Below are 25167 nucleotides of genomic sequence, written 5' to 3'. Positions count from 1 at the left end.
TGGGCTATTTTGAGGGTTGCAACCATTGGCTGCAGTCACGGCTTCGGGATTGATGCAGTGCGCCCATATCTTGCTTCATTTCCTTTGCATTTAGCCAGCGTTCCGGCAGGGGAGCGATGTGGACCCTGACATCTGCGTCTCTCCCGGGGGCTGTCTCGTCACCGGTTTGCGGCACGATGAGCGCCACCTTGAGTGCCGGATTGCGGCTGGCGATGCGACTGGCGATCCCGAGTCCCCCCTCCACGTGGAAGTTGCCTGCGATATGCATGATGCGCCTGCCGGGATGCTTGCCCAGATAATCCACCATGCTTTCGGCCATGGTGTCGTCCCAGCTGGTCTGGGCGGCGAAGCGACGGGCGTTGCCGTCCGCATCCCCATGGTGCATAGAGGCCATGAACTTCTGGCGGTAGCCGTCATCCCCCAGAGTCAGCTCGCGGGCAAGCTGGCTGCGGCGATTGGCCGGCAGTTTGTCGAGCCAGGCCGGTCCCTCCTGACCGACGCAGCTCACCAGAGGTTTGGGGGCATTGGCGGCAATCACTGGCAGGTGCTGCGCCTTGGCGAACTCCACCAGAGGGCGGTAATCACTCTGGTAGTTGGGCCAGGCATGGCCATCTCGAATGAGGGCCGATTCGCCGATGCGTCCGGCCAGGTAGGCATCCAGCACCGGCTGATCGGCGCGGCTGAACTGCTCCATGGAGAGCACCAGGGCCCGGCCATCGGCTTGCGACATCTCGTCAAGCCCTGCCAGCAGACGGGCCTGCAACAGATGGATGGCCGGGTGAGTGTGAAGCTCCCCCACCAGCACGATGTCGGCATCCGCCACCCGCGTCACCGCCTGCTCGAAGGTCAGCGCCTGCCCCTGGGCTGTATCGAGCCGAGCGTGATAGAGGGTCTCGGGTGGGGTGTTCTGTGGCGTGGTGGCGCAGGCGGCCAGCAGCAGGGGTAGGGCGAGCAGGGGGAGTCGTCGGATCATGGTTACTCACTCAAGAAACAGGGGATGGGAAAAGGCTGCACCATGGGATGGCGGCATGGCGAGCAAAAAGTGGCGCCAGTGTAAGGGGGAATGACGATAAAGTGAAATGAGAATGATTCACTTTATTATTGATCTTTGTCTCTGGCGGGATAATATGCCTTCCGCTTGATAATAATTCTCAATAAGGACTTTGCAGTGGCGCACAACAACACCCCCTCCCTGATAGCCCTCGCCGTGGCGGCCGGGCTGATCTCCCCCGCTTTCGCCGCAGACAAGAAAGCCGATGAAGTCATGGTCGTCAGCGGCTCCCGGATGGAACAGAAGCTGGAAGATGTTTCCGGTCCCATCGGCGTCATTACCTCGGAGCAGATTGAAGAGCAGGTCGTCAGCAACGTCGCCGATCTGTTCCGCTATGAGCCCGGGGTGAGCGTGCAGGGAGGCGCAGGAGATGCCCAGACCTTCACCATTCGCGGCATGAGCGAAAACCGGGTCAAGGTGGTGCAGGACGGTGTGCGCCAGAACGATGCCTACAAGAATGGCGGCGTGGGTCAGACCTACTTCGACACCGACATGATCAAGCAGGTGGAAGTGGCCAAAGGGCCGGCCTCCGCCGCTTACGGTTCCGATGCTCTGGGAGGCGTCATTGCCATCACCACCAAGGATGCTGGCGACTTCCTCAAGGGCCGCGGCAGCTATCTGGATGCGACCACGGGTTATGCCTCCAGCAGCCACCAGAGAATGGCCGGCATCACGGGGGCGCTGCGCACCGGGGAAGTCGAGAACCTGCTGCGCTACACCTGGCGCGATGGCGGTGTCACCCAGAATTATGACGGCGACAAGAACGAGTTCGACATCGTCAGTCAGGCCGTGCTGTTCAAGAGCAAGTGGAATCTCTCCGATGATCAGTTCCTGAAACTGACGGTGGATTACTTCACCGAGGGGCAGGATCCGGATGCCATCGATCTGACCAAGGCGGGCTCCGTCTTCAACCAGCCCATTACCGACAAGGAGACCGACAACCTCTCCCTGGTACTGGATCATGGCCTCGCCCTGAACGCCCCCTGGGCGGATCGCGTGGACAGCAAGATCTACTACAGCCGCGCCAAGCAGACCCTGGATCAGTACGCTTCGTCCAAGTATCCGGTCATGCCGGGCAACCCCTATGTGACCAAGAACTCCCTGGATCACAACGGTTTCGAGCAGGAGAGCCTGGGCGCCCAGGTGAAGTTCAACAAGGCGCTCGCCAGCCAGCGTCTGGCCTGGGGCCTGGAATACGAGCATACCGACAACGAGCGCACCCGCTTCAAGGCGCCGACCGTGCCGGGGGATTTCGTCGGCTACAACGAGCTGAGCTTCCCCTCCACCACCACCGAGCGCAGTGCGCTCTGGGCCTTTGACGAGATCAAGTTCGGCGAGCGCTGGGTGCTGACGCCGGGAGCCCGCTACGACTACTACCGGATGAACCCGGATCAGGATCCCGCCTACACCGGCGAGAACCTCAAGCGTTTCTCCGAAGGGGAGTTCTCGCCCAAGCTGGGGCTGGTGTTCAAGGCGCACGAGGCGGCCAACCTGTTCGCCCAGTACAGCCACGGCTACAAGACCCCCATGTATGACAATGCCTTCTCGACCCTGAACCACCAGGCATATGGCTATCGCATCGAGCCCAACCCGAACCTCAAGCCCGAGAGCAGCGACGGCATCGATCTGGGGGTGCGCGGCAGCCGTGGCGGGTTCAGCTATGAAGTGGCCACCTTCTACAACAAGTTTGAAGACTTCATCGAGTTGGCCGGGGTCGGCACCGAGGGCCGCACCGCGCTGTATCAGTATCAGAACCTGGACAAGGCGACCACCAAGGGGGCCGAGGCCAAGGCGGACTACTGGCTGAACGATCTGGTCAACGTCTGGGGCAACCTGGCCTACATCGAGGGCAAGGATGGCGAGGGCAACTACATCAACAGCCTGAGCCCCCTGAACGGCAGCGTCGGAGTGCGTCTGGAGCAGCCGAACTGGAACATCAACACCGCCCTGCGCTTTGCCGACGACATGGACAAGGTGGGCAAGGATGCGCGAGGCAACGACAACATCAAGAGCGCAGGCTGGGGCGTGGTGGATCTCTATGCCCAGTTCAAGCCGGTGCAGGACCTGCAGCTCAACGTGGGGGTGTTCAACCTGTTTGACAAGGAGTACGTGAGCTACGAGAGCATCACCGGCCTTGCCGCCACCGCGGATACCAGCAAGCAGACCGAGCCTGGCCGCAACCTCAGTGCACGGGTCAAGTACGTGTTCTGATGGTCGTGGACCAGCATGAAGGAAAAGGGGCCCTCGGGCCCCTTTTGTCATGAAGGTCGGCGTCTGCAAAAAAGAAACCCGCCAGGGGCGGGTGGAAGGATTGCAACACTCATCAGGAAGCGGTGTTACCCAATAGACAGGGGGATGTGACAAAGGTTCAACTTTATTGATATTTATGGTTTTTATCTGTCATGCTGCCTGGGGATCCCCGTCCCGAAATCGGTTATCATTTGTGCCCCTTGTCCCGCTGCCGAGCCCCTATGCCCGCGTTCTCCTGGTTAGCCCTGTTTTTTGGCGCCTTCTACTTCGTTTATGGCGCCTACCTGCCGTTCTGGTCGCTCTGGCTGGAAGGCATTGGGGTGAGGACTGAACAGATAGGGCTGTTGCTGGGGGTGGGCATGGCCATCCGTTTTGTCGGCAACCTGATGGTGATGGGGCGAGTCAAGGGTGCCGGCCAGTTGCTGCCCGTCACCCGCCTGCTCTGTCTGCTGAGTCTGCTGGCCTTCCTCGGTTTCTATCTGGGCCACAGCCTCTGGTGGCTGGTGGTGCTGACCCTAGCGGCCAACTTCATCTACCCGACCCTGATGCCCATGGGAGAGGCACTTGCCACCCGCATGGTGGTTCAGACCCACCTCGACTACGGCAAGGTGCGGCTGTGCGGCTCCTTTGCCTTTATCGTCGCCTCCACCCTGGTGGGGGCCCTGGTGGGCAACTTTGGCAGCGACTGGGTGCTGCACACCATGGTGGCCGGGCTGCTGATCATGCTGGGGCTCAGCCTGCTGCCGCTGCGACCCGCCCCCCGGGAGCTGCAAGGGGAGCGGGCCAAGGCCTCGCTGCTCGTCACGCTCAGGTCGGCCCCGGTGCGCCGCTTCCTGCTCATCACCGCCCTGCTGCAGGGGAGCCACGCGGCCTACTACGGTTTCAGCGCCATCTACTGGAAGAGCGCCGGCTACAGCGGCACCCTGATCGGGTATCTCTGGGCTCTGGGAGTGGTGGCGGAGATCGCCATGTTCGCCGCGGACAAGCGCTTCCTCCAGCGCTTCGGTGCCCAGACCCTGTTTCTGGTGGGGGCCCTTGGCTGCGTGGTGCGCTGGGTGCTGCTCGGCAGTTCTACCGACCTGGCGGTGCTGGTGCTCGGCCAGCTGCTGCACGGGGTCACCTTCTGCGTCAGTCACCTCGGCGCCATCCGCTTCATGACCCGCCAGTTGCCTGCGGAGCAGCAGATCCCCACCCAGGCGCTCTATGCGGCCCTGGGCCTTGGCATGACGGTGGCGGCCCTGATGGCGATCTGCGGCGTGCTGTTCGAGCCGCTGGGGGGCGGCATCTTCTTTATCATGGTGCTGGTAGTGCTGCCGGTCTTCGTGTTGCGGCTGCGTGAAGAGAGCCCTGAACAGGGCCGATGACACAGGTCTGCCGGTCTCTGGCGCGGCAGACCTCCGACTTATCTGGACAAGGGAAGTAGAGAGATGCACCAAGGATGGCTGCTGATCGGGTTGTCGCTCGCCTATCTGGGCTTGCTGTTCCTCATCGCCTATGTGGCGGACAAGAACAAGCGCCGTCGCCCCAAGGGGCAGCCTCTGCTCTACAGCCTGTCGCTGGCGGTCTATTGCACCTCCTGGACCTTCTTCGGCACAGTGGGCCAGGCCAGCGAATCCCCCTGGTCGCCGGTGCCCATCTACCTGGGCCCCATGCTGGTGTTCCTGTTTGGCTGGCGCCTGCTGGCCCGCCTCATCCTGGTGGCCAAGCGCGAGCACATCACCTCCATCGCCGATTTCATTGCCGCCCGTTATGGCAAGTCCCAGCGCCTGGCCATGGTGATCAGCCTCATCGCCGTCATGGGGATACTTCCCTATCTGGTGCTGCAGCTCAAGGCGATCGTCACCGGGCTCGATCTGCTGATGGCCAACAGCACGGGGGTCAGCCCCACCAGCAACATGGCGGAGCTGGCGCTGGGGGTCACCCTGCTGCTGGCCCTGTTCAGCATTCTGTTTGGCACCCGCAACCTGGATGCCACCGAGCACCACAGGGGCATGGTGGTGGCCATCGCCTTCGAGTCCGTGGTCAAGCTGCTCGCCTTCATGGCGGTGGGGGGCTTTGCGCTCTGGCTCATCATCGCCAGACCGAGCGAGGCGCGTACCCTGGTGGCGGGCGACTTCCTCGATGCGGTGGTGGCGGTGACGCCGGGCGGCCTGCTGGAGCTCGCCATCTACACCCTGATCGCCATGTGCGCCGTCATCTGCCTGCCGCGCCAGTTTCACGTGACCGTGGTGGAGAACAACCAGGGGCAGGATCTGCACTGGGCCCGCTGGATCTTCCCCCTCTATCTCTTTCTGATGGGGCTCTTCATCTGGCCGCTGGCGCTGGCAGGCAAGCAGTGGGTCGGGGCAGACATGGCCTCGGACACCTATGTGATAAGCCTCCCCATGTCGCTCGGCTACGACGGCATGGCGATGCTGGCATTTCTCGGCGGCACCTCGGCGGCCACCGGCATGGTGATCGTCTGCACCATCGCTCTGGCCATCATGGTCAGCAACGATCTGGTGTTGCCGGTCCTGCTGCGCCGGGTCTGGCAACAGGGGCGGGACGAGCGCCTGATGCGGTTGCTGCTGCAGGTGCGTCGGGGCGCCATCTTGTTGATTTTGCTGGCGGCCTGGGCGCTTTATCTCTGGCTCGGGGATCTCACCAGTCTGTCGCGCATCGGCTATCTCTCGTTCGGGGCCGTGGCCCAGTTCGCACCGGCCCTGCTGCTTGGCCTGTACTGGCGTCATGGCAATCGCAAGGGCGTCTATCTCGGGCTCGCCCTCGGGGTCAGCCTCTGGTTCGTGACCCTGCTGGCGGAGAGCGGACTGCTGGCAGGCTCCCCCCTCGAAGCCCTGCTGGCGCCCCCAGACTGGCCGGCGGTGCGGGATCTGAGTCTGGGGGCCTGGTGCCTCTTCCTGAGTCTTCTGCTCAACCTGGTCGGCTATGTGGCGGGCTCCCTGCTGTCTCGGGCGGCGGTGAGCGAGCGGCTGCAGGCCGCCAACTTCGTCGGCAAGACGAGCCGGGATACCTCGGCGCTCTATCATGCGCGGGTCTCGGTGAAGGAGCTGGAGATGCTGGCGGCCCGCTTCGTCGGTTCCAGCCGCGTCAAGCGGGCCTTCGGCCGCTTCGCCGGCGAGCGGGGAGGCACCCTGGCGCCCCAGATGCAGGCCTCCGCCGAGCTCATCGCCCACACGGAGCGACTGCTGGCCGGGGTATTCGGTACCTCGTCCGCCCGCCTGGTGCTGGCCTCCGCCCTGCAGGGACGCAACATGCAGCTCGAGGAGATCGCCACCATAGTGGACGAGGCCTCCGACATGTTCCGCTTCAACCGCGGCCTGTTGCAGGGGGCAATCGAACACATGGGGCAGGGGATCTCCGTGGTGGACAGGGAGCTCAGGCTGGTGGCCTGGAACCGACGCTACATCGAGCTGTTCTCCTATCCCCCCGGTCTCATTCAGGTGGGCCGTTCCATCGAGGAGATCATCCGCTACAACGCTGGACAGGGGTTGTGCGGCCAGGGAGACATCGAGGCCCAGGTGGCGCGGCGGGTTGCCTTCATGAAGCGTGGCAGCCCCCATGTCTCGGCGCGGGAGCGTCCCGATGGCCGAGTCATCGAGATGCAGGGCAACCCCATGCCTGCGGGGGGCTTTGTCATGACCTTCACCGATATCACCCCGTTCAGGGCGGCGGAGCGGGTGCTGCGGGAAGCGAACGAGCACCTGGAGGCGCGGGTGGCCGAGCGCACCCACGAGCTCTCCGAACTCAACCGCCAACTGCTGCTGGTAAACCAGCAGGTGGAGAGGGCAAATCAGTCCAAGAGCCGGTTCCTTGCGGCGGTGAGCCACGACCTGACCCAGCCGCTGAACGCGGCCAAGCTCTTTACCTCCTCCTTGCTGGAGATGCTGCCCCCGGAGGACGAACCGGCTCGCATCGCTCGTCACATCGACGACGCCCTGGGGGCGACCGAGGATCTCATCACGGATCTGCTGGACATCTCGCGCCTCGAGGCGGGCAAGTTCAAGGCGAAGAAGCTCGATTTCGCCCTGAGCGATGTACTGGACAATCTCAAGGCGGAATTCGGCGTGCTGGCCCAGGCCGGTGGGATCCAGTTCTCCGTGGTGGAGAGCCGCCTTGCGGTCTACAGCGATGTGCGCTTGCTGCGGCGGGTGTTGCAGAACTTCCTCACCAACGCATTTCGCTACAACCCCGGCGGTCGGGTGCTGCTCGGCTGTCGCCGCATGGGGGATAAGGTGCGCATCGAGGTGTGGGACAACGGCCCCGGCATCCCGGAGGGCAAGCAGGAGGCGATCTTCGACGAGTTTTCCCGCCTCGATCACTCCCGCACCGCCAGGGAGCAGGGGCTTGGCCTCGGGCTCGCCATCGCCCGCGGCATTTCGCTGGTGCTGGGTCATCAGCTCTCCCTGCGCAGCTGGCCCGGAGCGGGGTCCGTCTTTGCCATCACCCTGAACCTCGCGACCCGGCCCGTCATCCCCAGCCAGGTGACGACCCCGGCCCTGCGAGACAGTCAGCTGGAAGGGGTCAGGATCCTCTGCATCGACAACGAGGAGGATATCCTCATCGCCATGGCCTCGCTGCTGGGACGCTGGGGCTGCGAGGTGCGCTGTGCCCAGAGCCTGGAGCAGGCGGAAGAGATCATCGGCGGCGGCTTCCTGCCTGCGCTGGTGCTGTCGGATTATCACCTGGATGACGGCAAGACAGGGTTGCAGGCGCTGCACATGATCAGGCTGGCCCACGGCAACGGTATCGGCGGCATCATCATCAGTGCGGATCGCAAGAGCGAGTTGCAGGCACAGATCCGTGAGCACGGCTTCGGCTACGTGAGCAAACCGGTCAAACCTCTCAAGCTGCGCGCCCTGATGAACAGCCTGCTGATGCCGGTTCAGTGACTGGTCTCACAGAATCGAGCATTGGCTGAACATTTTCTGGATGCCATCCAGACGTCATGATCGACGATGATGCCTATTTCGTCGCCACTTTCCAGATTTGGTGATAATTGAGTCTTGTTGGGTGTCACTTTTGGCAGGTGGCACCCGGGCGACTCTCCTCTATAGTCATTCGGCGATTATTTTTGTCGCAAATCAAGTTGTGCAAAAAGGCAAACCGGATGAAAGTCCGGGACGCAAAGCTTCCGGCCTAAGGGTCTGCGTACCTAGGATAGCGGGGCCACCACAGGTTGTATCGTCCATGGGCCAAGCCATGGTTGCGATGTTGTCTGCGTTACCTGGCAGGTTGCGTTGCCTTTTTCGTTGTTAATTCCAATAACGAAATAAGGAAGTTCAAATATGTTAAGTCCATAACTTTCCCTGCTGGCGCTTCTGGTCGGGGGGCTTTGCACTACCTCCGCCTTCGCCGCTGCCCCGGGCAAACCCACCATTGGCTCCGGCCCCACCAAGTTTGCCATCGTTGAAGTCAATCAGGCCGCTTCGGCCTACAACCAGCTGGTGACCGTCCACAAGGATGGCGCTCCCGTCAGCGTGACCTGGAACCTCTGGTCCGGTGACGTCGGACAGACCGCCAAGGTACTGCTCGACGGCAAGGAGGTGTGGTCAGGCCCGGCCTCCGCCGCGGGTACCGCAAACTTCAAGGTCACCAAGGGGGGGCGTTACCAGATGCAGGTGGCCCTGTGCAACGCCGATGGCTGCACCCTCTCCGACAAGAAGGAGCTGATGGTCGCCGATACCGACGGCAGCCACCTGGCGCCGCTCAATGCGCCCCTCAAGGAGAACAACAAGCCCTACGCCAACAAGTCCGGCAAGGTGGTGGGGGCCTACTACGTGGAGTGGGGTGTCTATGGTCGCAAGTTCACCGTGGACAAGATCCCGGCCCAGAACCTGACCCATATCCTCTACGGCTTCACCCCCATCTGCGGTGGCAACGGCATCAACGACAGCCTCAAAGAGATCTCCGGCAGCTTCGAGGCGTTGCAGCGCTCCTGTGCGGGTCGCGAAGACTTCAAGGTCTCCATCCATGATCCCTGGGCGGCGATCCAGATGTCCCAAGGCAACCTCAGCGCCTGGGATGAGCCCTACAAGGGCAACTTCGGCAACCTGATGGCCCTCAAACAGGCCCACCCGGACCTCAAGATCCTGCCGTCTGTCGGCGGATGGACCCTCTCCGATCCCTTCTATTTCCTGGGTGACAAGACCAAGCGCGATACCTTCGTCGCCTCGGTCAAAGAGTTCCTGCAGACCTGGAAATTCTTCGACGGCGTGGACATCGACTGGGAGTTCCCGGGCGGACAGGGGGCCAACCCCAGCCTGGGCGGCCCGAATGACGGCGCTACCTATGTGGTGCTGATGAAGGAGTTGCGAGCCATGCTCGATGAACTGGAAGCCGAGACCGGCCGCCAGTATGAGCTGACCTCGGCCATCAGCGCCGGCGGTGACAAGATTGCCAAGGTGGATTATCAGGCGGCCCAGCAGTACATGGACCACATCTTCCTGATGAGCTACGACTTCAGCGGCGCCTTCGACCTGACGAATCTGGCCCACCAGACCAACCTCTTTGCCTCCAGCTGGGATCCGGCCACCAAGTACACCACCGACAAGGGCGTCAAGGCGCTGCTGGGTCAGGGGGTGACACCGGGCAAGATTGTGGTGGGGGCGGCCATGTATGGCCGTGGCTGGACCGGAGTGAAGAACTACCAGGCCGGCAATCCCTTCACCGGCACCGCTACCGGACCGGTGAGCGGTACCTGGGAAAATGGCGTAGTGGATTACCGCGACATCGTCAACAACCGCATGGGCGCAGGCTGGGAGCAGGGTTATGACGAGTCGGCCGAGGCCCCCTATGTCTTCAAGGCCAGCAGTGGCGACCTCATTACCTTCGACAACGACCGCTCGGTCAAGGCCAAAGGGCAGTACGTGCTGGCGAACCAGCTCGGCGGTCTGTTCGCCTGGGAGATTGATGCGGACAACGGCGACATCCTCAACGCCATGCACGAGGGGCTGGGCCACGGCGAGGGTACGCTGCCGCCGGTCAACAAGCCGCCGGTTGCCAATGCCGGCAGCGATCTGAGTGCCACCGGCCCGGCCGAGGTGACCCTCAACGGCAGCGCCTCCTACGATCCGGAAAACGGGGCGCTGACCTACAGCTGGAAACAGGTCTCCGGACCCCAGGCCAGCCTGCTGGATGTTACCCAGGCCAAGGCCCGTGTGGTACTGGATGCCGTCAGCAGCGACATCAATCTGGTGTTCGAGCTGACCGTGACCGACGATCAGGGGCTCTCGGCCAAGGATCAGGTGGTGGTCACCAACAAGGCGCCGCAGCCGAACCTGCCTCCCGTGGTCAGCGTACCGGCCAGTGCGACCGTCGAGGCCGGCAAGCAGGTGAGCATCAAGGCCACCGCTTCCGACCCCAATGGTGATGCCTTGAGCTATCAGTGGACAGTGCCGGCCGGGCTCAGCGCCACCGGTCTGGACAGCGCGACCCTGGTAGTAAAGGGCTCGAACGTGACCAGTGACACGGCCTACGATCTGACCCTGGTGGTCACCGATGGGGCGCTGGATGCCACAGCCGTTACCCGCCTGACCGTCAAGCCGGCCAGTACAGGTGGTGGCTGCGAGGCCAGCGATCCGGATGCGGCCAACCACCCGGCCTGGAGTGCAGGTACCGTCTACAACACCAATGACAAGGTGAGCCACAAGCAACTGGTGTGGCAGGCCAAGTATTGGACCCAGGGCAACGAGCCGAGCCGCACCGCCGATCAGTGGAAACTGGTGAGCCAGGTACAACTGGGTTGGGATGCCGGAGTGGTCTACAACGGCGGTGATGTCACCAGCCACAACGGCCGCAAGTGGAAGGCCCAGTACTGGACCAAGGGCGATGAGCCCGGCAAGGCCGCCGTCTGGGTCGATCAGGGCGCGGCGAGCTGCAACTGATCTGCCGTGATGAGAAATGGGGCCGAGGGCCCCATTTTTGTCTTGCTGCGTGGTTGGGTGTCTCTTCCCTGTCAGGGAAAAGGCGTACTTGCTTTGTCAAAAAGGCCCGTCAGGGCCTTTTTTCATGGTATATCACCGGTTCACAGCGGTTTTTGCCACAGGCTGAGCAGCAGATCCTGCTCGAGGGCGTCGGGCCCCTGGTGGGTGAAGGCGTGGCGCTGCTCGCCGCTGGCACGCCAGCCGAGGCGACTGGTCTCCAGAATGTGCTCGCGCAGGCCCTGATCCAGCGCCGTACTGAACTGGGCGCGTTGCTGGGCAACATTGACAAGCCCGGTGAGGGCGGGCCAGCTCAGGGGATGTTCCATGCTCACCGGATTGAGGCTGACGCGCAATTGCCACTGATGGCGAGGGCCTGGCTGCACGTGGAGCAGATAGCCGCCCGGCGCCAGCCAGCTGACCAGGAGTTCCGTCTTGACCTTGAGGTCGTTGACCAGCAGCACCTGGGCCGTGCCAGGCAGCAGCGGGGCGCGCGCCGGGTCGGCGATGACGAACTGGCCTTCCGGTTGCGCCTTGTTGGCGGCGAAGATGGCATTCTTGGCCAGATCGAAACCGCCGACCTGCCAGCCGGGCAGCCGCTCAGCCAGGGCGCGGCAGTAGTACCCCTCGCCGCAGCCGAGGTGGACAAGTTCGCGCTCGCCAAGAGGAGCGAGCAGGTTCGCCATGGCGTCCACCAGAGGCAGTTGGTGGCCTTGTTCCAGGAAGCGGCGCTTGGCGCGCAGCAGGGCCCGGCTGTCGCTGTCCTTGGGGTTCTTCTTGCCGGGGATGAGGTCCAGATAGCCTTCCGGTGCGGGATCGAAGTGGTGTTTGTTGTCGCAATAGACCCCGCGGGAGGCGGCATGAAGGTGCAGGGGGCTGCGGCAAAGGGGGCATTGAAGGTGCATAGGAGTTCTCTTGGCGAAGGCCATGACGGCGGGGCGTTCGGGATTATAGGGGAGAGGATCGGAAAAGGCTGCCATGGGCAGCCTTTTTATCCAACGGCGCTGTGCGGGCGCCGTCGGCGGAACCCGGTCAGCGGGTACCAAACACCACTATGGTCTTGCCGTGGGCGGAGATGAGCTCCTGCTCTTCCAGCATCTTGAGGATGCGGCCGACGGTTTCACGGGAGCAGCCGACGATCTGGCCGATCTCCTGGCGGGTGATCTTGATCTGCATGCCATCCGGGTGGGTCATGGCATCCGGCTGTTTGGCCAGGTTGAGCAGGGTCTGGGCAATGCGGCCGGTCACGTCCAGGAAGGCGAGGTTGCCGACCTTCTGGCTGGTGTGCTGCAGGCGTTTGGCCATCTGGCCGGATAGACGCATCAGGATGTCCGGGTTGACCTGGATCAGCTGGCGGAACTTCTTGTAAGAGATCTCGGCGACTTCACAGGCGCCTTTGGCACGCACCCAGGCGGAACGCTCCGGATTCTCGTTCTCTTCGAACATCCCCATCTCGCCCAGGAAATCCCCCTGATTCAGGTAGGAGAGGATCATCTCCTTGCCTTCGTCATCCTTGATCAGGACGGCGACGGTGCCCTTGACGATGTAGTAGAGGGTTTCCGCTTTTTCACCGGCGTGGATCAGGGTGCTCTTGGCGGGATACTTATGAATGTGGCAATGCGACAAGAACCACTCAAGGGTGGGATCGCTTTGCGGTTTGCCAATGATCATGAGACTTCCTCTGTAGTGTCATTTTTATGGACTGTGCGTCCAGGCAAGTTGCCAAGCTTGCCATTCCTTACTCTTTGGTCGCAGTAGAATAAGAGCCTTTGCCTGTGCTGACAAGGCTTTGGGGTTTTGCCGTCCACCGGTGAGCAGCCATCTGCTGCGTCGTCCGGGGCATTCTAGGCAAGAAGAGGAGGTCGGATGTTGATTTCGATCTATTTCCCTTTGGGTCGTCGTCCGTTTCGCAGGAGAGGCTGCTGTCGCCACAAACGGGGCTTTATCGTCGGGAACGGGCAAGATCCTGGCGCATGTGCCACTCGACCCCGGCTTGAGGTATGCTATGGGCGTTAGAACCGTCGTCATTGAGAGGAAAGTGAGAGATGAAAGCCAAGGTCAGCTGGGTGGAAGGCATGAAGTTTGTGGGGGAGAGCGAGTCCGGTCATCAGGTGACCCTGGATGGCGCCAACCCGGGTGAAGGTGCCAGCCCGATGGAGATGATCCTGCTGGCTGTCGGCGGTTGCAGCTCCATCGATGTGGTCTCCATTCTGGAGAAGGCCCGTCAGTCAGTGACTGCCTGCCATGTCGAACTGGAAGGGACCCGCGCCGATACCGTTCCCCGGGTATTTGAGCAGATCCACCTCAAGTTCGTGGTGACCGGCAAGAGTCTGGCGGAGAAGCAGGTCGCCCGTGCGGTGGATCTGTCCATGGAAAAATATTGTTCAGTTTCCCTGATGTTGGAAAAAGCGGTAGAAATTACCCATAGTTATCAAATTCTTGAGGGTTAACCGCTAAAGTTTGTCCCGTCGATAACGCCATGACATAAGGAAAGTGCGATGAAAAAAATGATGATGTTGCTTCCCCTGTTCGGTCTGGCCGCCTGCAGCATGCCGCAGCCGACCCAGTATCAATACAGCCAGTATCAGTGCGGGGAAGAGTTGCTGGCCATCACCTATGATGCCCAGGCCGACATGGTGCAGTTCCCTTATGCCGGTGTCTATCACAAGCTGGGGCGCATCGAGTCGCCCAAAGAGACTGCCAGCTATTCCGACGGGGTGACTACCTTCTCCCGTCAGGACAAGCAGGCCACCCTGGTCAAGAGCGGTGTGACCCAGCTGACCTGCGAGTTGAAGTGACCCTGATGCCGTCACGGCGTGCATGGAAAACGGCCTGCGTGAAGCAGGCCGTTTTTGTTGAACGAGACATCATTCTGACGGTAGCGAGCCCAGCAACTGGACGGCCAGTTGCTGGCTAAGCTGGCCACGGGCCTCCTCTGCGACAGGCACGTCGCTGGCGAGCTGGATGGCGCTGCTCCACACCGCTTTCTGGCTATGCCCGTCGAGCAGCACGACGGCCAGGGTCCCCTTGCGGGCATTGGTAGCGGCGTTCAGGCCCGGTGTCATGCCGAGGCGGGAGAAGATCTCGCCATCGCTCATGTCCTGGCTGCCAGCTACCCCGATGGCGACCCATACGTCGGCCTCATCCAGGGGAACGCTGCGCCAGCCTTTGCCGTCCAGTTGCCGGATGACGGCCTGCTGTACCGGCTCGAGCCAGGGCGCGGCGCTGTTGCCCGCATACTGGAATTGTTCGGCCAGCGCATAGCGTGGTGTCGCCCCGTAGGTCCAATGCTCCGCCGGGCGAACCACCATGGTGCCCGTTTCGACCGTGGGGGCGGCGGGGCCGGAGCTGCAACCCCCCAGCAGGGTTGCCAGCGTGAATGAGAGAAGTGCAGCGCGCATCGTTAAGCTCCTTGGCTCAGGTGATCTTGCCCGTTTCGATCAGTTGCTGGATCAGGGGGCGCAGGATCAGTTCCATTGCGAAGCCCATCTTGCCACCCGGCACGACGATGGTGTTCATCCTGGACATGAAGGCGCCGTCTATCATCGACAGCAGGTAGGGGAAGTCCACCTGCTTGATGCCCCGAAACCTGATCACCAGCATACTCTCGTCCAGGCTGGGTATCACCTTGGCGCTGAAAGGGTTGGAAGTATCGACGGTCGGCACCCGCTGGAAGTTGATGTGGGTGCGGGAGAACTGCGGCGTGATGAAGTTGATGTAGTCGTCCATGGAACGCACGATGGAGTCGGTCACCGCCTCGCGGGAGTGGCCGCGTTCCGAGGTGTCGCGAATGAGCTTCTGGATCCACTCCAGGTTGACGATGGGCACCACGCCGATGAGAAAGTCCACGTGCCGCGCCACGTTGTGCTCCCCCGTGACCACGCCGCCATGCAGTCCTTCGTAGAACAGCAGATCCGTCTCGCCGGGCAGATCCTGCCAGGGGGTGAAGGTGCCAGGCATCTGGTTGAAAGGCACCGCCTCGTCGAAGCTGTGCAGATAGCGCCGATACTGGCCGGTGCCGCTCTGGCCATACTCCTGGAAAAAGGACTCCAGCAGACCGAAGTCGTTGGCCTCCGGGCCGAAGTAGCTGATATGCCGCCCCTGCTCCCGGGCCTTGCGGATCGCCACGTCCATCTCGGGCCTGGTGTAGCGGTGAAAACTGTCCCCCTCGACCACGGCCGCCTTGTATCCAAGCTGGTGGAACATGGATCGGAAGGCGTTGGTGGAGGTGGAAGTACCGGCACCGGACGAACCGGTGACCGCGATGATGGGATGCTTGGCGGACATAGAATTCTCTCTTCCTTGGGAGTTCCGTTATAAGGGGTGGCCCAAAGTGCGGTCAAGTGCGCCGTCATCCTCCCGCTGCCCCCACGCTTCCCGGCAATAGCTGTGAACGAGGGCTGCCCCGTGCTCCGGGGACGCCGGAATAGGCGCTGCTGGGTGGCGAGCTGGCCATGCGGCCTGATGGTGCGAGTTAGATGGGGGGAGGGCGGGGTGAGCCGCCCGATAAGCCGTGACCGCGTTACGCTTGGGGGAAGTCGTCAGTGGGTGACTTGCTTAAATGAGTCTTTGGGACGACATTGACACTTTCGTGCAGCTCGCTGTAGACAAGCACGGCGCTACCTTGTAGCAATTGTTGCCTGACTGCTTCGACCTTGTCGGTCAGGCTGACATCCTGTTCACCGTATTCGGTGCCTTCTTGCAGCACAAAGTGTTCGAGCAGGTTGGTGAGGGTGTCCGGCTCCAGTTCTTGCCAGGGGATAATCATGATTTCATCTTCACTCAGTGGGTTGCGGATATTGTCGATGTCTGGTCGGCAAGCGCAAGGGATTTGTCTCGTTTTGGACGAGGGGTGCCATGCAATCCATTGACGCACGCCGACCCTCCAGTCAATTCGAACAGCACCTTTTCGATGCCCGCCGCCGCGCCCTGAGCGCCGGTTTGCGCTGGTACTGGGTCATCAATCTCATCGCCCTCGTATTTCTGCTGACCCGCTTCTACATCTATCGGGATGCACACCTGGTACTGGTCGGCAACCTGCCCTGGTCATACAAATGGCAGCTCTTTGCCATGATAGGTGTTGGCCTGCTGCTGCCGCTCGGGTGGGGCTGGCTCTCCCGTCAATCCCATGCCATCTGGCTGGTGTCCCTGTGCGTCTGTGCCCTGGCCTGGGCCATGGTGGGTTACACCATCTCGATCGTCGACTTGAAGGGGGGCTTCAGTTTCATTTTCAACATGGTCAGTCTGTTGCTGCTGACCGGTCTCGTCGCCGCGTATTGCGATGTGCGGCTGTTTTACGCACTGGTTTCTGTCCCCCTGCTGTTCTTGTTGGTGAGAGCCTCCTGGAGTCCTGAGCCCTTTGTTCTGGTCAACACCATAGTGGTCGGGGTCTTGCTAGTGGTGCTGGAGACGGGACGGCGCATGCTCAACGGCTGGTTCGAGCTTGCGGTGTCAAGGGAGCACGACAACCTGATGCTGGCAAACAAGATGAATGCCATGGCCAACCGGGATCCCCTGACCGGCATAGCCAACCGTCGCCACTTCGATCAGGCGTGCAAGCGTGCCATTGCGCAAGGCACCACCCAGGATGTACCGCTCACCGTGATCCTGCTCGATGTGGATTTCTTCAAGCGCTACAACGATCGCTATGGGCATCAGGCGGGGGATGAGTGCCTGATCTTGGTGGCCGAGTGCCTGGAGGAGAGTGTGCGGGAGCCCGGCGATCTGGTGGCGCGCTACGGGGGAGAGGAGTTCGTGGTGTTGCTGCAGGAGACGACGCTGGCCGGTGGCCAGGAGGTGGCGGAGCGCATTCGCGCCACTCTGGCGGCCAGGGCTCTGCCCCATGAGGATTCCGACGTAGCCCCCCACCTCACCCTGAGCCAGGGGATAGCCCAGTGGCGAGCCGGGGAGAGCCTCGTCATGCTGCTCGAGCGGGTCGATGGCGCCCTCTATCAGGCCAAGGAAGAGGGGCGCAACGGTTACCGGTTCGCGCCCTGAGTCTGTTCCCGCAACCACTGGCTGATGCGCTCATCCAGCCAGAAGCGGGGGTGCCAGGGAGAGCCGTGCAGGAAGCCCACGTGGCCGCCCTGGCGGCTCAGCTCGTAGCGCACCAGAGGGGAGAGCTGCTCCGCCGCCGGAATGACGGCATCGGTCATGAAGGGATCGTCGGCGGCGTGAATAACGAGGGTCGGGATGGGAATGCGGGCCAGCAGGCTCAGGCCGGAGCAGGTCTGGTAGTAGTGATCGGCGCTTTCGAAACCATGGAGCGGTGCCGTCACCAGCTCGTCGAACTCCCTCAGTGTGGCGATGCGGGTGATCTGGGTCGGCTGCCAGCGCGCCCGTGCCGCGCTCTGGCGCCGGATCTTGCTTTGCAGGTTGGTTCGCATGGTCCGCAGCAGGTAGTTCTGATAGACCCGTGAGAAGCCCTGATTGACCCGATCGGCACAGCTTGCCAGTTGCAGCGGGGCCGACACTACCACCGCCGCCTTCAATGGTGCCGGGCAGGCCCGCGCCAGCAGATTGACCAGCATGTTGCCCCCCAGGGAATAGCCGATGGCGACCAGGGGGCGGCCAGGAAAACGCCGCTCCAGCTCGGCAATCACCGTCTGGGCGTCCTCGATGGCGCCTGAGTGATAGGCCTGCAGCAGCCGATTCGGCTCGCCACTGCACCCCCGAAAGTGCATCAGCACCGCCTCGTTCCCTTGCCGCTGCAGGTGGGCAAAGAGCCCCTTGACATAGTGGGAGTGAATGCTCCCCTCCAGTCCGTGGAACACCACCACCAGGGGTTGTTCATCCTGGCCGGGTTCGCCGCTCCAGGCCAGATCAACGAAATCGCCGTCCGGAAGTTCGAAGCGCTCCTGGATGAAGCGGGCAGGCGAGCGGCGCAGCCACTTGGGCAAAATGGTTTGCAGATGGGGGTTGCGGGCCCACCAGGGGGCGTGAAAGTGGCTTTCTGTCAACATGCAACGACTCGGAAGAGCAGGAAGGAAAAGGGGGCGGCGAGCCCTTGGCTCGCCGCGACATCAGGCCAACAGACGATCGTGGTGCTCGGCGCCGCGTAGCATGGCCTGGATCAGTTCGTTGGCTTCAAACTTAGTGAGCGCCTCGTGGGCGCCGACCTGATGGGCCCGCTCCACGCTGATCTCGCTGGAGAGGGAGGTGTGCAGGATGATGTAGGCTCCCGCCAGCTTGGCATCGCTCTGCACCTCGAAGGCCAGCTCGTAACCATCCAGTCCCGGCATCTCGATATCGCTCACCAGGATGTCGATCCGCGTGCCCTGGGAGACCCGGGTCTGCATCAGGGTGAGGGCGTCGCGTCCGTTGGTGCAGACCTCGTAGGGGATGTTGATGTAATCGAGCGCCGCCATGAGCTGGCGACGGGCGACAGAGGAGTCGTCCACCAGCAGGATCCGCATCGGCTTGAGCCTCTCGCGCTGCACGTCGGTCAGCACGGGGTAGAGATGGCTGGGATCGTCCGGATAGACCCGCGACAGGATGAGTTCCACATCCAGCAACTGGATCAACTGATCTCCCACCCGGGTCACACCGGTGACGAAGACGTTCTGTCCCAAAGAGGGAGGGGGCGGCTCGATGTCACGCCAGTTGCACTCGGTGATCTTGTCGATGCCCCGCACCAGAAAGCCCACCAGGGTACGGCGGCAATCGGTGATGATGATGAAGCAGTGGGGCATCTCCTCCCGGCTGATGGGGCGGTAGCCCACGGCCATTGCCATGTCGATCACCGGGATGGTGGTGCCGCGCATGCTGGCGGCCCCGAGCACGGTGGGATGGGATTGTGGCAGGGCGGTGAGCTGGGTGTAGGGCACGATCTCCTTCACCTTGAGGGTACCGATGGCGAAAGATTGTCTGGCAGAGAGGTGGAACAGCAACATGCCTTGGGATTGGTTGGCCTTGCTCGTCATGGCGGATGTCCTGTTGATCTAGTCGGTGACGGTCAATCGGGTGTTCAGCATAAAAGATGGTGACATGAATGACTCCTTTGTTGTTAGCGGCGGTGAGCCGCAAAACTGGATTTCTTTTGCCATCCTTTTATGCCTCTCTTATCGGGTCGCGGACGGCTGAGGGGAGAGGGGCGCCCCGAGCCATTGCAGATGAGCCTCGGCCAGCGCGCTTTCATCCCGATAACCCAGCCTGCTCACCACCTGTGACGGTGTGCTGCCGCTTCGCAGCAGGCGAATCCCCTGCAACAGTTGCCACTGATCCTGCAGTGCCTGGGCGTCCGGGCCCTCGAGACCGCGAGTGCCCAGCAGGGTCTGCCAGGCAGCCACGCTATCCGGCTGCGCTCTGGCCAGGGCTTGCCAGGCATCTTGCAGTGCCTGATCCCCCAGTGACGAGATGGTGCAGCCATGCAACTCATCCCCCACCACTTGCAGCCGCTGCCCATAGGGGCCTTGCCAGTCGCGGGGGCGTGACCAGGCCGCCAGGCTGTCCAGCAGTGCGTCCATCAACGGGCTTGCCTGCAACCAGCCAGCCTGGGCGGGCTGGGGCACCCGCACGGAGCAGGCCAGCAGATCATGCTGGCAGTCAGCCAGAGTGGTGAAGGCGGCGAGGGCATCGGCACAGAGCCAGAAGTGGCTGCCAGGTGTCAGCAGCAGCTCATGGGCACCCAATTTCAGCAGCGCCGCCCCCTGGGTGACGCGCAGCAATTGGCCCATGGGGGAGCGCTTGCGGGGGCCTACCTGAAGAGTGGAAGTGGAAAAATGCTGATATTCGATGGCGTGATGCATGTAAAAACCCTGATATGATGCTGCCTGGAGGTAACGAAAATGGAAACCAGACGTAAAAAACGCTTCATTGCCGGGGCGGTTTGCCCGGCGTGCGGCAAGATGGACACCATGATGCTGTATATGGAGCATGGAGTCGAGAAGGTGACCTGTGTCGAGTGCGGGGATACCCAGGTGCAGACCCAGGAGCAGGTGGACAAGGTGACGCGCGAGGCGGAGCAGGTGATTGGGGTGTTTCGTCCCGAGTGAGTGCCATGCCTCAAGGTGATGGTACGTCGGTCAGGTTGGTCGCTGTTGATGACTTTTTCATCACACTGAAGCCGGGCCGACCATATGCTTGTCTGCCTTTTTGAGGTATTCTGAGCCCGTTTTTTTCTATCCGCAGGATCCCTGACATGAAAGTAGCTCCCCTGAGCGTGGTTACGCTGGAATACACGGTCACCGACGAACACGGTGAAGTCATCGACACCACTGTCGGTAAAGAGCCGCTGGTGTATCTGCACGGTACCCGTTACCTGGTCTCCGGCCTCGAAGCCGAGCTGGAAGGTCGCAGCGTGGGCGAGGCGTTCGACGTCACCCTGACGCCGAACCAGGCCTATGGCGAGTACGACGAGAATCTGGTGCAGGAAGTGCCCGGCGAGCTGTTCGACGGTATGGAAGTGTCTGAAGGGGATACTTTTGTGGCCGAGACCGACGACGGCCACCGCCCGGTGACCGTCATCGAGGTGTCCGAGGAGTTCATCAAGGTGGACGGCAATCATCCCCTGGCTGGCGTGACCCTGGGCTTCAAGGTCGAGATCAAGGACGTGCGTGCCGCGACCGCCGAAGAGCTGGCCCATGGCCATGTGCACGGCGCTGGTGGCTGCGGTCACGATCATGGTCATGACCATGATCACGGCCATGATCACGATCATGACCACGGTGGCTGCTGTGGCGGCCATGGTCACAACCATGCACACGATCACGGCGACGATCACGGTCACGGTGGTTGCTGCGGTGGTGGCGGTTGTGGTGGCAAGGGCCATCAGCACTGATCACGGCCTGGCCGATGATAAAAAAACCCGCGCATGGCGCGGGTTTTTTTATGGCTGGCACTCATCAGTAGTGCGGTGGCGGCGTCTCTTCGGCCATGCTGGCGATCTGGCTCGGCTGTACGCTCTGCAATTTATCCACCAGTAGATGGATCTGGTGTTTGAGCCGGTCCAGCTCGCGACCCTGGGTGGTGACCTCGTCGTTGAGCTGCTCCACCGTGTATTCGGCAAAAGCGAGGCGGCTTTCCAGGGTTTCGAGGCGTTCGTTTAGTTGCTGACTCATGGGCCTTTTGGTCCTTACTTGATAGTCCAGATTTCAGCCAGGCCACTGGAGCTGGCACTGACGAGGTGGTCATTGTCGCGCAAAGCCACGCCATAGACCACAGCGCTCGGCGGTTTCACCTTGGGATGGGGCGAGACGCGCCAGCTCTGCAACGGCTGGCCGTCACTCACCTGCCACAGAGTGAGCTGGCGGGAGGGGGCGCCGGTGATGAGCCAGTTGCCGCCGTTGGCGAAGCGGGCGCTGGTGTAGACCTCGAAGCGGTGATCATATTGCAACCTGCTGTGCTCCTTGCCGGTTTTGAGATCCCAGATGCTGGCCTGGCGACTGTCTGCGGTGAAGGCGAAACGTCCGGACGGATCCAGTCTCGCCATCACGACTCGCCCGGCGTGGTTGAAGCGCCACACCACCTGGCCCGTGCGGGTATCCCACAGATAGGCGCTGTAATCGTTGCCGCCGGTGAGGGCATAGCGACCATTGGGGGAGAGATCCACCGTGTTGACCTGTTCGGTGTGGCCAAGAAATTGCAGCCGGCGTCCGGTCTGGGTGTCGACCACCTCCGCCTTGCCGTCTTCACGGCCGATGAGCACCTGGCGGCCATCCGCCGAGATCGCCGCATCGCGCAGGCGGGATTCTGGCAGGGAGTAGTAGCCCTGGGAGCGGCCATCCTGCAAGCGCCAGATGGCGAAGGTGTGCTGAGTGGCGGTGATGGCATGGCTGTCATCGGGGGAGAAGCGGGTCAGGGTGACGAACTCCTCCTGGTCGTCGCTCTGGCGCCAGCGCCAGCGCTCCTTGCCCTGTTCCAGATCCCACACCACAGTGCCCTGACCCAGGCTGGAGACGAGCGCGAGCTTGCCGGAACTGGCGAGATCCGCGCTCAGCAGCCCCTGGTTGGCGAGGTGGATCTGCTGGCTGGGAAGTGAGCGTTGTTCGCACCCCGTCAGCATCAGGCAAATACCGATGAGATAAATGGCACTTTTGATCATTTTTCCTGTCTCATGCTTTCGTTACCTGCGATCACGGCGTTAGTATAAGGCGCTTATCACGATAAACCTCTCATTTCACGAAGGAACCGAGAGCGGTATTTAGAGTTTTGGAGAAACTGATGAACAATTTTCTGAAGGTGTCCCTGTTGGCTGCGGCGGTTGCCGTCGGTCTGACTGCTTGCCAAAAAGATGAGAAACCTGCTGCGACCAACACCGCAGAGGTCAAGGCAGAAGCCAGCAAGCCGGCAGAGGCCCCCAAGGCTGAGGCCAAGAGCTTTGAAGAGCAATCCGGCTATGCGATCGGCCTCTCCATGGGTCGTTATATCGCCAATACCCTGGAGCGCCAGCAGGAGCTCGGCATCAAGCTGGACAACACCGTGATCCTGAAGGGTGTCACCGACGGTCTGGGCAAAGAAGCCAAGATGACCGACGAGGAGATCCAGAAGGTTCTGCAGGAATACGACGCCAAGATCAACGAGCTGACCAAGGCGAAGGCCGACAAGGATGCCGTGGAAAACCTGAAGAAGGGTGAAGAGTTCCTGGCTGCCAACGCCAAGAAAGAGGGCGTGAAGAGCACTGAGTCCGGCCTGCAATATCAGGTCGAGAAGATGGGTGACGGCGCCAAGCCGAAGGCCACCGACATCGTCAAGGTACACTACACCGGTACCCTGACTGATGGCACCAAGTTTGACAGCTCCGTCGATCGCGGCGAGCCGGCTACCTTCCCGCTCAACCAGGTGATCCCGGGCTGGACCGAAGGGGTGCAACTGATGCCGGTCGGCTCCAAGTTCAAGTTCTTCCTGCCGTCCAAGCTGGCCTATGGCGAGCACGGTGCAGGTTCCATCCCGGCCAACGCCGTGCTGGTATTTGACGTAGAGCTGCTGGCCATCGAAAAACCGGCTGCCGATGGCGACAACGCCAAGAAATAAGCTCAAAGCACCATAAAAACGGCTCCCCAGGGAGCCGTTTTTGCTTGTGTATTGTCGCAATCCCCCGGATAAAGCGATGAGGCCGTCTTGAGTGTGTGGCGGCTAGCCCCCAGAATAGACAACAAAATCAAGCGCAAGGATGGATCTCGTGGCTGAAAGCAAACCCCGTGTCCTGTTGGTGGAAGATACCCGCAGTCTGGCGGTCGTCTATGAGCAGTATCTGGCCCAGGATGGCTACGAGGTGCAGCTGGCAGATTGTGGCCAGCAGGCTTTGGCACAATTGCTGGCAAGCCCGCCCCCCGTGGTGCTGCTCGACCTGGAGTTGCCCGACATGTCCGGCATGGACATCTTGCAGCAGATCACGGAGCGGCAACTGCCCTGCTCCGTGGTGGTGATCACCGCTCACGGCTCGGTGGATGTGGCGGTGGAGGCGATGCGGTTCGGGGCCTTCGATTTTCTCACCAAGCCGTTCGATGGCAAGCGCCTGTGCGCCACGGCGCGCAATGCCCTGAAGCACCAGCAGCTCAGCTCGCTGGTGGCCCAGTATCGGGAAAACTTCGAGCGCAGCTCCTTTGCCGGTTAATCGGCGCCTCCATGGCGATGGAGGCGGTCTATCGCATCATCGAGAGCGCGGCGCCGAGCAAGGCCACCGTCTTCATCACTGGCGAGAGCGGCACCGGCAAGGAGGTGTGCGCCGAGGCCATCCACCAGTGCAGCCCGCGTCGGGATCAGCCCTTCATCGCCCTCAACTGCGCCGCCATTCCCCATGACCTGATGGAGAGCGAGATCTTCGGCCACGTGAAGGGGTCGTTTACCGGTGCCCAGGGGGATCGCAAGGGGGCGGCCAGTCTGGCGGACGGCGGTACCCTCTTCCTCGACGAGATCTGCGAGATGGATCTCGACCTGCAGAGCAAGCTGCTGCGTTTCATCCAGACCGGCACCCTGCAGCGGGTCGGCAGCGGCAAGCTGGAGACGGTGGATGTGCGCTTTGTCTGCGCCACCAACCGGGATCCCCTGGTGGAGGTCAAGGCCGGACGGTTTCGTGAAGACCTTTACTACCGCCTGCACGTGATCCCGCTGGCGCTGCCCCCCCTGAGGGAGCGGGGAGAGGACATCCTGCTGCTGGCCCGGGAGTTGCTATTGCGTTATGCCGGTGAGGAGAACAAGCGGTTCAGGGACTTTGATGCGGACGCAGTGCAGGTGCTGCTCGACTACCCCTGGCCCGGCAACGTGCGCGAGCTGCAAAACGTGGTGCGCAACATAGTGGTGCTCAACGATGGCGAGCTGGTGAGCCCGGATATCCTGCCACCTCCCCTCAACGGGGGGCGAACCCTGGCCCCGGAGCCTGTGGTCGGGATCGCGGATCCCCAGTCAGAATCCGTCGTCGTTCGCAGGCAGGTCCGTCCGCTCTGGCAGGTGGAAAAGGAGGCCATCGAGCAGGCCATCGCCAGTTGTGACGGCAACATCCCCAAGGCGGCGGCCCTGCTGGAAATAAGCCCTTCCACGATTTATCGCAAGAAGCAGAGCTGGGAAGAGGCGAGTCCGGCCTGAGCCGTCACCTCTACTCCCGGGCAGACATGCTGATGTGCGGGGCGGCCAATTGGTCGCCCCGCACGCTTATCAGAGTTTGGCGAGCAGCTTGAGCCTGGCCAGTCGTTCTGCCTCGTTAGCGGTGAACCAGCCATCCTGTGACAGCAGAAACCAGGCACGGGCAAAGTACTCGGTCGCCGCGGGATCATTGAGCAAGAGCGCATTCTCCCCCAGCTCCTCGAACACATAGCCATCCTCGGGGGCGCCTGCGGCAGTCATGTCGTCGCGCAACTGCGCCAGTTCGGCCATGGCCTGTTCATGGCGATCCTGGGCCCGGCTCAGGCGCGCCAGACTCCAGCGGGCGATAAAGCCGTCATTCCGCACCTGATTTTGCTATTTTCAGTGCTTGACGGCGATCGGCCGTTCTGATCTATTACTCTCTTTTGC

Annotated in this window: 21 protein-coding genes, 2 pseudogenes and 1 riboswitch; of the genes and pseudogenes, 11 read left to right on the top strand and 12 right to left on the bottom strand. The window is 62.0% G+C overall.

The window, feature by feature from the left end; genetic code table 11:
* Positions 1-4: 4 nt before the first annotated feature.
* On the bottom strand, positions 5-973 hold the full coding sequence (locus OKB81_RS05870; protein WP_119197368.1) for a ChaN family lipoprotein: 969 nt from the start codon (positions 971-973) through the stop codon (positions 5-7).
* 195 nt (positions 974-1168) lie between these two features.
* Between OKB81_RS05870 and OKB81_RS05865 the strand changes: the two genes are divergently transcribed.
* The 4 genes from OKB81_RS05865 to OKB81_RS05850 all read left to right on the top strand — a co-directional run bounded on the left by OKB81_RS05865 (position 1169) and on the right by OKB81_RS05850 (position 11184).
* Positions 1169-3262, top strand: coding sequence for a TonB-dependent hemoglobin/transferrin/lactoferrin family receptor (locus OKB81_RS05865; protein ID WP_119197369.1), 2094 nt, complete (start codon positions 1169-1171; stop codon positions 3260-3262).
* Positions 3263-3522: 260 nt separating this feature from the next.
* A complete protein-coding gene (locus OKB81_RS05860; protein WP_160837336.1) occupies positions 3523-4665 on the top strand; it encodes a 3-phenylpropionate MFS transporter in 1143 nt (380 codons plus the stop codon).
* Between the two features lie 63 nt (positions 4666-4728).
* A complete protein-coding gene (locus tag OKB81_RS05855; protein WP_119197370.1) occupies positions 4729-8190 on the top strand; it encodes a hybrid sensor histidine kinase/response regulator in 3462 nt (1153 codons plus the stop codon).
* A gap of 198 nt (positions 8191-8388) precedes the next feature.
* Positions 8389-8475: riboswitch (cyclic di-GMP riboswitch) on the top strand.
* A gap of 132 nt (positions 8476-8607) precedes the next feature.
* The gene (locus OKB81_RS05850; protein ID WP_160837339.1) at positions 8608-11184 is read left to right on the top strand and encodes a glycosyl hydrolase family 18 protein; all 2577 of its coding nucleotides are present in this window, start codon (positions 8608-8610) and stop codon (positions 11182-11184) included.
* Between the two features lie 140 nt (positions 11185-11324).
* On the opposite strand, the gene OKB81_RS05845 is transcribed toward OKB81_RS05850, so the two are convergent.
* A complete protein-coding gene (locus OKB81_RS05845; RefSeq protein ID WP_041211190.1) occupies positions 11325-12125 on the bottom strand; it encodes a putative RNA methyltransferase in 801 nt (266 codons plus the stop codon).
* A 127-nt stretch (positions 12126-12252) separates the two neighbouring features.
* Entirely contained in the window at positions 12253-12891 is a 639-nt protein-coding gene (gene crp / locus OKB81_RS05840) for a cAMP-activated global transcriptional regulator CRP (RefSeq protein ID WP_010673237.1), read from the bottom strand.
* 374 nt (positions 12892-13265) lie between these two features.
* Here crp and OKB81_RS05835 point away from each other — a divergent pair, with 374 nt between their 5' ends.
* Positions 13266-13670: an OsmC family protein gene (locus OKB81_RS05835; RefSeq protein WP_041211191.1), complete on the top strand. Its 405-nt coding sequence runs from the start codon at positions 13266-13268 to the stop codon at positions 13668-13670.
* Positions 13671-13718: 48 nt separating this feature from the next.
* Positions 13719-14018: a hypothetical protein gene (locus tag OKB81_RS05830; protein WP_010673239.1), complete on the top strand. Its 300-nt coding sequence runs from the start codon at positions 13719-13721 to the stop codon at positions 14016-14018.
* Between the two features lie 69 nt (positions 14019-14087).
* Here the strand turns inward: OKB81_RS05830 and OKB81_RS05825 are convergent, their stop codons facing one another.
* The 3 genes from OKB81_RS05825 to OKB81_RS05815 all read right to left on the bottom strand — a co-directional run bounded on the left by OKB81_RS05825 (position 14088) and on the right by OKB81_RS05815 (position 15988).
* On the bottom strand, positions 14088-14621 hold the full coding sequence (locus tag OKB81_RS05825) for a hypothetical protein (protein WP_119197372.1): 534 nt from the start codon (positions 14619-14621) through the stop codon (positions 14088-14090).
* A gap of 16 nt (positions 14622-14637) precedes the next feature.
* Positions 14638-15507: a phosphoribulokinase gene (locus OKB81_RS05820; RefSeq protein WP_010673241.1), complete on the bottom strand. Its 870-nt coding sequence runs from the start codon at positions 15505-15507 to the stop codon at positions 14638-14640.
* Positions 15508-15742: 235 nt separating this feature from the next.
* Positions 15743-15988, bottom strand: coding sequence for a YheU family protein (locus tag OKB81_RS05815; protein ID WP_010673242.1), 246 nt, complete (start codon positions 15986-15988; stop codon positions 15743-15745).
* 89 nt (positions 15989-16077) lie between these two features.
* On the opposite strand from OKB81_RS05815, the gene OKB81_RS05810 reads away from it, so the two are divergent.
* Positions 16078-17217, top strand: coding sequence for a GGDEF domain-containing protein (locus OKB81_RS05810; RefSeq protein WP_119197373.1), 1140 nt, complete (start codon positions 16078-16080; stop codon positions 17215-17217).
* On the opposite strand, the gene OKB81_RS05805 is transcribed toward OKB81_RS05810, so the two are convergent.
* The 3 genes from OKB81_RS05805 to OKB81_RS05795 form a co-directional block, all read right to left on the bottom strand.
* Positions 17199-18182, bottom strand: a complete 984-nt coding sequence (locus tag OKB81_RS05805) for a hydrolase (RefSeq protein ID WP_270662537.1) — start codon at positions 18180-18182, stop codon at positions 17199-17201. The genes OKB81_RS05810 and OKB81_RS05805 overlap by 19 nt on opposite strands.
* 60 nt (positions 18183-18242) lie before the next feature.
* Positions 18243-19142, bottom strand: coding sequence for a chemotaxis protein (locus OKB81_RS05800; RefSeq protein WP_045523724.1), 900 nt, complete (start codon positions 19140-19142; stop codon positions 18243-18245).
* A 138-nt stretch (positions 19143-19280) separates the two neighbouring features.
* A complete protein-coding gene (locus OKB81_RS05795) occupies positions 19281-19967 on the bottom strand; it encodes a hypothetical protein (RefSeq protein WP_119197375.1) in 687 nt (228 codons plus the stop codon).
* Between the two features lie 39 nt (positions 19968-20006).
* Here OKB81_RS05795 and OKB81_RS05790 point away from each other — a divergent pair, with 39 nt between their 5' ends.
* The gene (locus tag OKB81_RS05790) at positions 20007-20213 is read left to right on the top strand and encodes a YheV family putative zinc ribbon protein (RefSeq protein WP_039040049.1); all 207 of its coding nucleotides are present in this window, start codon (positions 20007-20009) and stop codon (positions 20211-20213) included.
* A 146-nt stretch (positions 20214-20359) separates the two neighbouring features.
* Positions 20360-20998, top strand: coding sequence for an FKBP-type peptidyl-prolyl cis-trans isomerase (locus tag OKB81_RS05785; RefSeq protein ID WP_010673248.1), 639 nt, complete (start codon positions 20360-20362; stop codon positions 20996-20998).
* 64 nt (positions 20999-21062) lie between these two features.
* Here the strand turns inward: OKB81_RS05785 and OKB81_RS05780 are convergent, their stop codons facing one another.
* On the bottom strand, positions 21063-21278 hold the full coding sequence (locus tag OKB81_RS05780) for a SlyX family protein (RefSeq protein ID WP_010673249.1): 216 nt from the start codon (positions 21276-21278) through the stop codon (positions 21063-21065).
* A gap of 14 nt (positions 21279-21292) precedes the next feature.
* Positions 21293-22261: a WD40 repeat domain-containing protein gene (locus OKB81_RS05775; protein WP_109111702.1), complete on the bottom strand. Its 969-nt coding sequence runs from the start codon at positions 22259-22261 to the stop codon at positions 21293-21295.
* A 119-nt stretch (positions 22262-22380) separates the two neighbouring features.
* On the opposite strand from OKB81_RS05775, the gene fkpA reads away from it, so the two are divergent.
* Together fkpA and OKB81_RS05765 are read left to right on the top strand one after the other, a co-directional pair.
* Positions 22381-23190, top strand: coding sequence for an FKBP-type peptidyl-prolyl cis-trans isomerase (gene fkpA, locus OKB81_RS05770; RefSeq protein WP_029313875.1), 810 nt, complete (start codon positions 22381-22383; stop codon positions 23188-23190).
* Between the two features lie 148 nt (positions 23191-23338).
* Positions 23339-24741 (top strand): annotated as a pseudogene (locus tag OKB81_RS05765) (sigma-54-dependent transcriptional regulator).
* 69 nt (positions 24742-24810) lie between these two features.
* On the opposite strand, the pseudogene OKB81_RS05760 reads toward OKB81_RS05765, so the two are convergent.
* Positions 24811-25092 (bottom strand): annotated as a pseudogene (locus tag OKB81_RS05760) (hypothetical protein); the annotation flags it as partial.
* Between the last annotated feature and the right edge of the window lie 75 nt (positions 25093-25167).

The organism is Aeromonas sp. QDB56, from assembly GCF_027705505.1.
Taxonomy (GTDB): Bacteria; Pseudomonadota; Gammaproteobacteria; order Enterobacterales; family Aeromonadaceae; genus Aeromonas; species Aeromonas caviae.
Note: the sequence above shows the minus strand (reverse complement) of the source record. Positions and strands in the feature narration are given on the sequence as shown.

Coding starts and splice junctions, on each gene's coding strand:
- fkpA (WP_029313875.1), top strand. CDS start 22,381: ATGAACAATTTTCTGAAGGTGTCCCTGTTGGCTGCGGCGGTTGCCGTC.
- OKB81_RS05855 (WP_119197370.1), top strand. CDS start 4,729: ATGCACCAAGGATGGCTGCTGATCGGGTTGTCGCTCGCCTATCTGGGC.
- OKB81_RS05780 (WP_010673249.1), bottom strand. CDS start 21,278: ATGAGTCAGCAACTAAACGAACGCCTCGAAACCCTGGAAAGCCGCCTC.
- OKB81_RS05845 (WP_041211190.1), bottom strand. CDS start 12,125: ATGCACCTTCAATGCCCCCTTTGCCGCAGCCCCCTGCACCTTCATGCC.
- OKB81_RS05835 (WP_041211191.1), top strand. CDS start 13,266: ATGAAAGCCAAGGTCAGCTGGGTGGAAGGCATGAAGTTTGTGGGGGAG.
- OKB81_RS05820 (WP_010673241.1), bottom strand. CDS start 15,507: ATGTCCGCCAAGCATCCCATCATCGCGGTCACCGGTTCGTCCGGTGCC.
- OKB81_RS05785 (WP_010673248.1), top strand. CDS start 20,360: ATGAAAGTAGCTCCCCTGAGCGTGGTTACGCTGGAATACACGGTCACC.
- OKB81_RS05810 (WP_119197373.1), top strand. CDS start 16,078: ATGCAATCCATTGACGCACGCCGACCCTCCAGTCAATTCGAACAGCAC.
- OKB81_RS05795 (WP_119197375.1), bottom strand. CDS start 19,967: ATGCATCACGCCATCGAATATCAGCATTTTTCCACTTCCACTCTTCAG.
- OKB81_RS05790 (WP_039040049.1), top strand. CDS start 20,007: ATGGAAACCAGACGTAAAAAACGCTTCATTGCCGGGGCGGTTTGCCCG.
- OKB81_RS05860 (WP_160837336.1), top strand. CDS start 3,523: ATGCCCGCGTTCTCCTGGTTAGCCCTGTTTTTTGGCGCCTTCTACTTC.
- OKB81_RS05775 (WP_109111702.1), bottom strand. CDS start 22,261: ATGATCAAAAGTGCCATTTATCTCATCGGTATTTGCCTGATGCTGACG.
- OKB81_RS05830 (WP_010673239.1), top strand. CDS start 13,719: ATGAAAAAAATGATGATGTTGCTTCCCCTGTTCGGTCTGGCCGCCTGC.
- OKB81_RS05805 (WP_270662537.1), bottom strand. CDS start 18,182: ATGTTGACAGAAAGCCACTTTCACGCCCCCTGGTGGGCCCGCAACCCC.
- OKB81_RS05800 (WP_045523724.1), bottom strand. CDS start 19,142: ATGACGAGCAAGGCCAACCAATCCCAAGGCATGTTGCTGTTCCACCTC.
- OKB81_RS05825 (WP_119197372.1), bottom strand. CDS start 14,621: ATGCGCGCTGCACTTCTCTCATTCACGCTGGCAACCCTGCTGGGGGGT.
- OKB81_RS05815 (WP_010673242.1), bottom strand. CDS start 15,988: ATGATTATCCCCTGGCAAGAACTGGAGCCGGACACCCTCACCAACCTG.
- crp (WP_010673237.1), bottom strand. CDS start 12,891: ATGATCATTGGCAAACCGCAAAGCGATCCCACCCTTGAGTGGTTCTTG.
- OKB81_RS05870 (WP_119197368.1), bottom strand. CDS start 973: ATGATCCGACGACTCCCCCTGCTCGCCCTACCCCTGCTGCTGGCCGCC.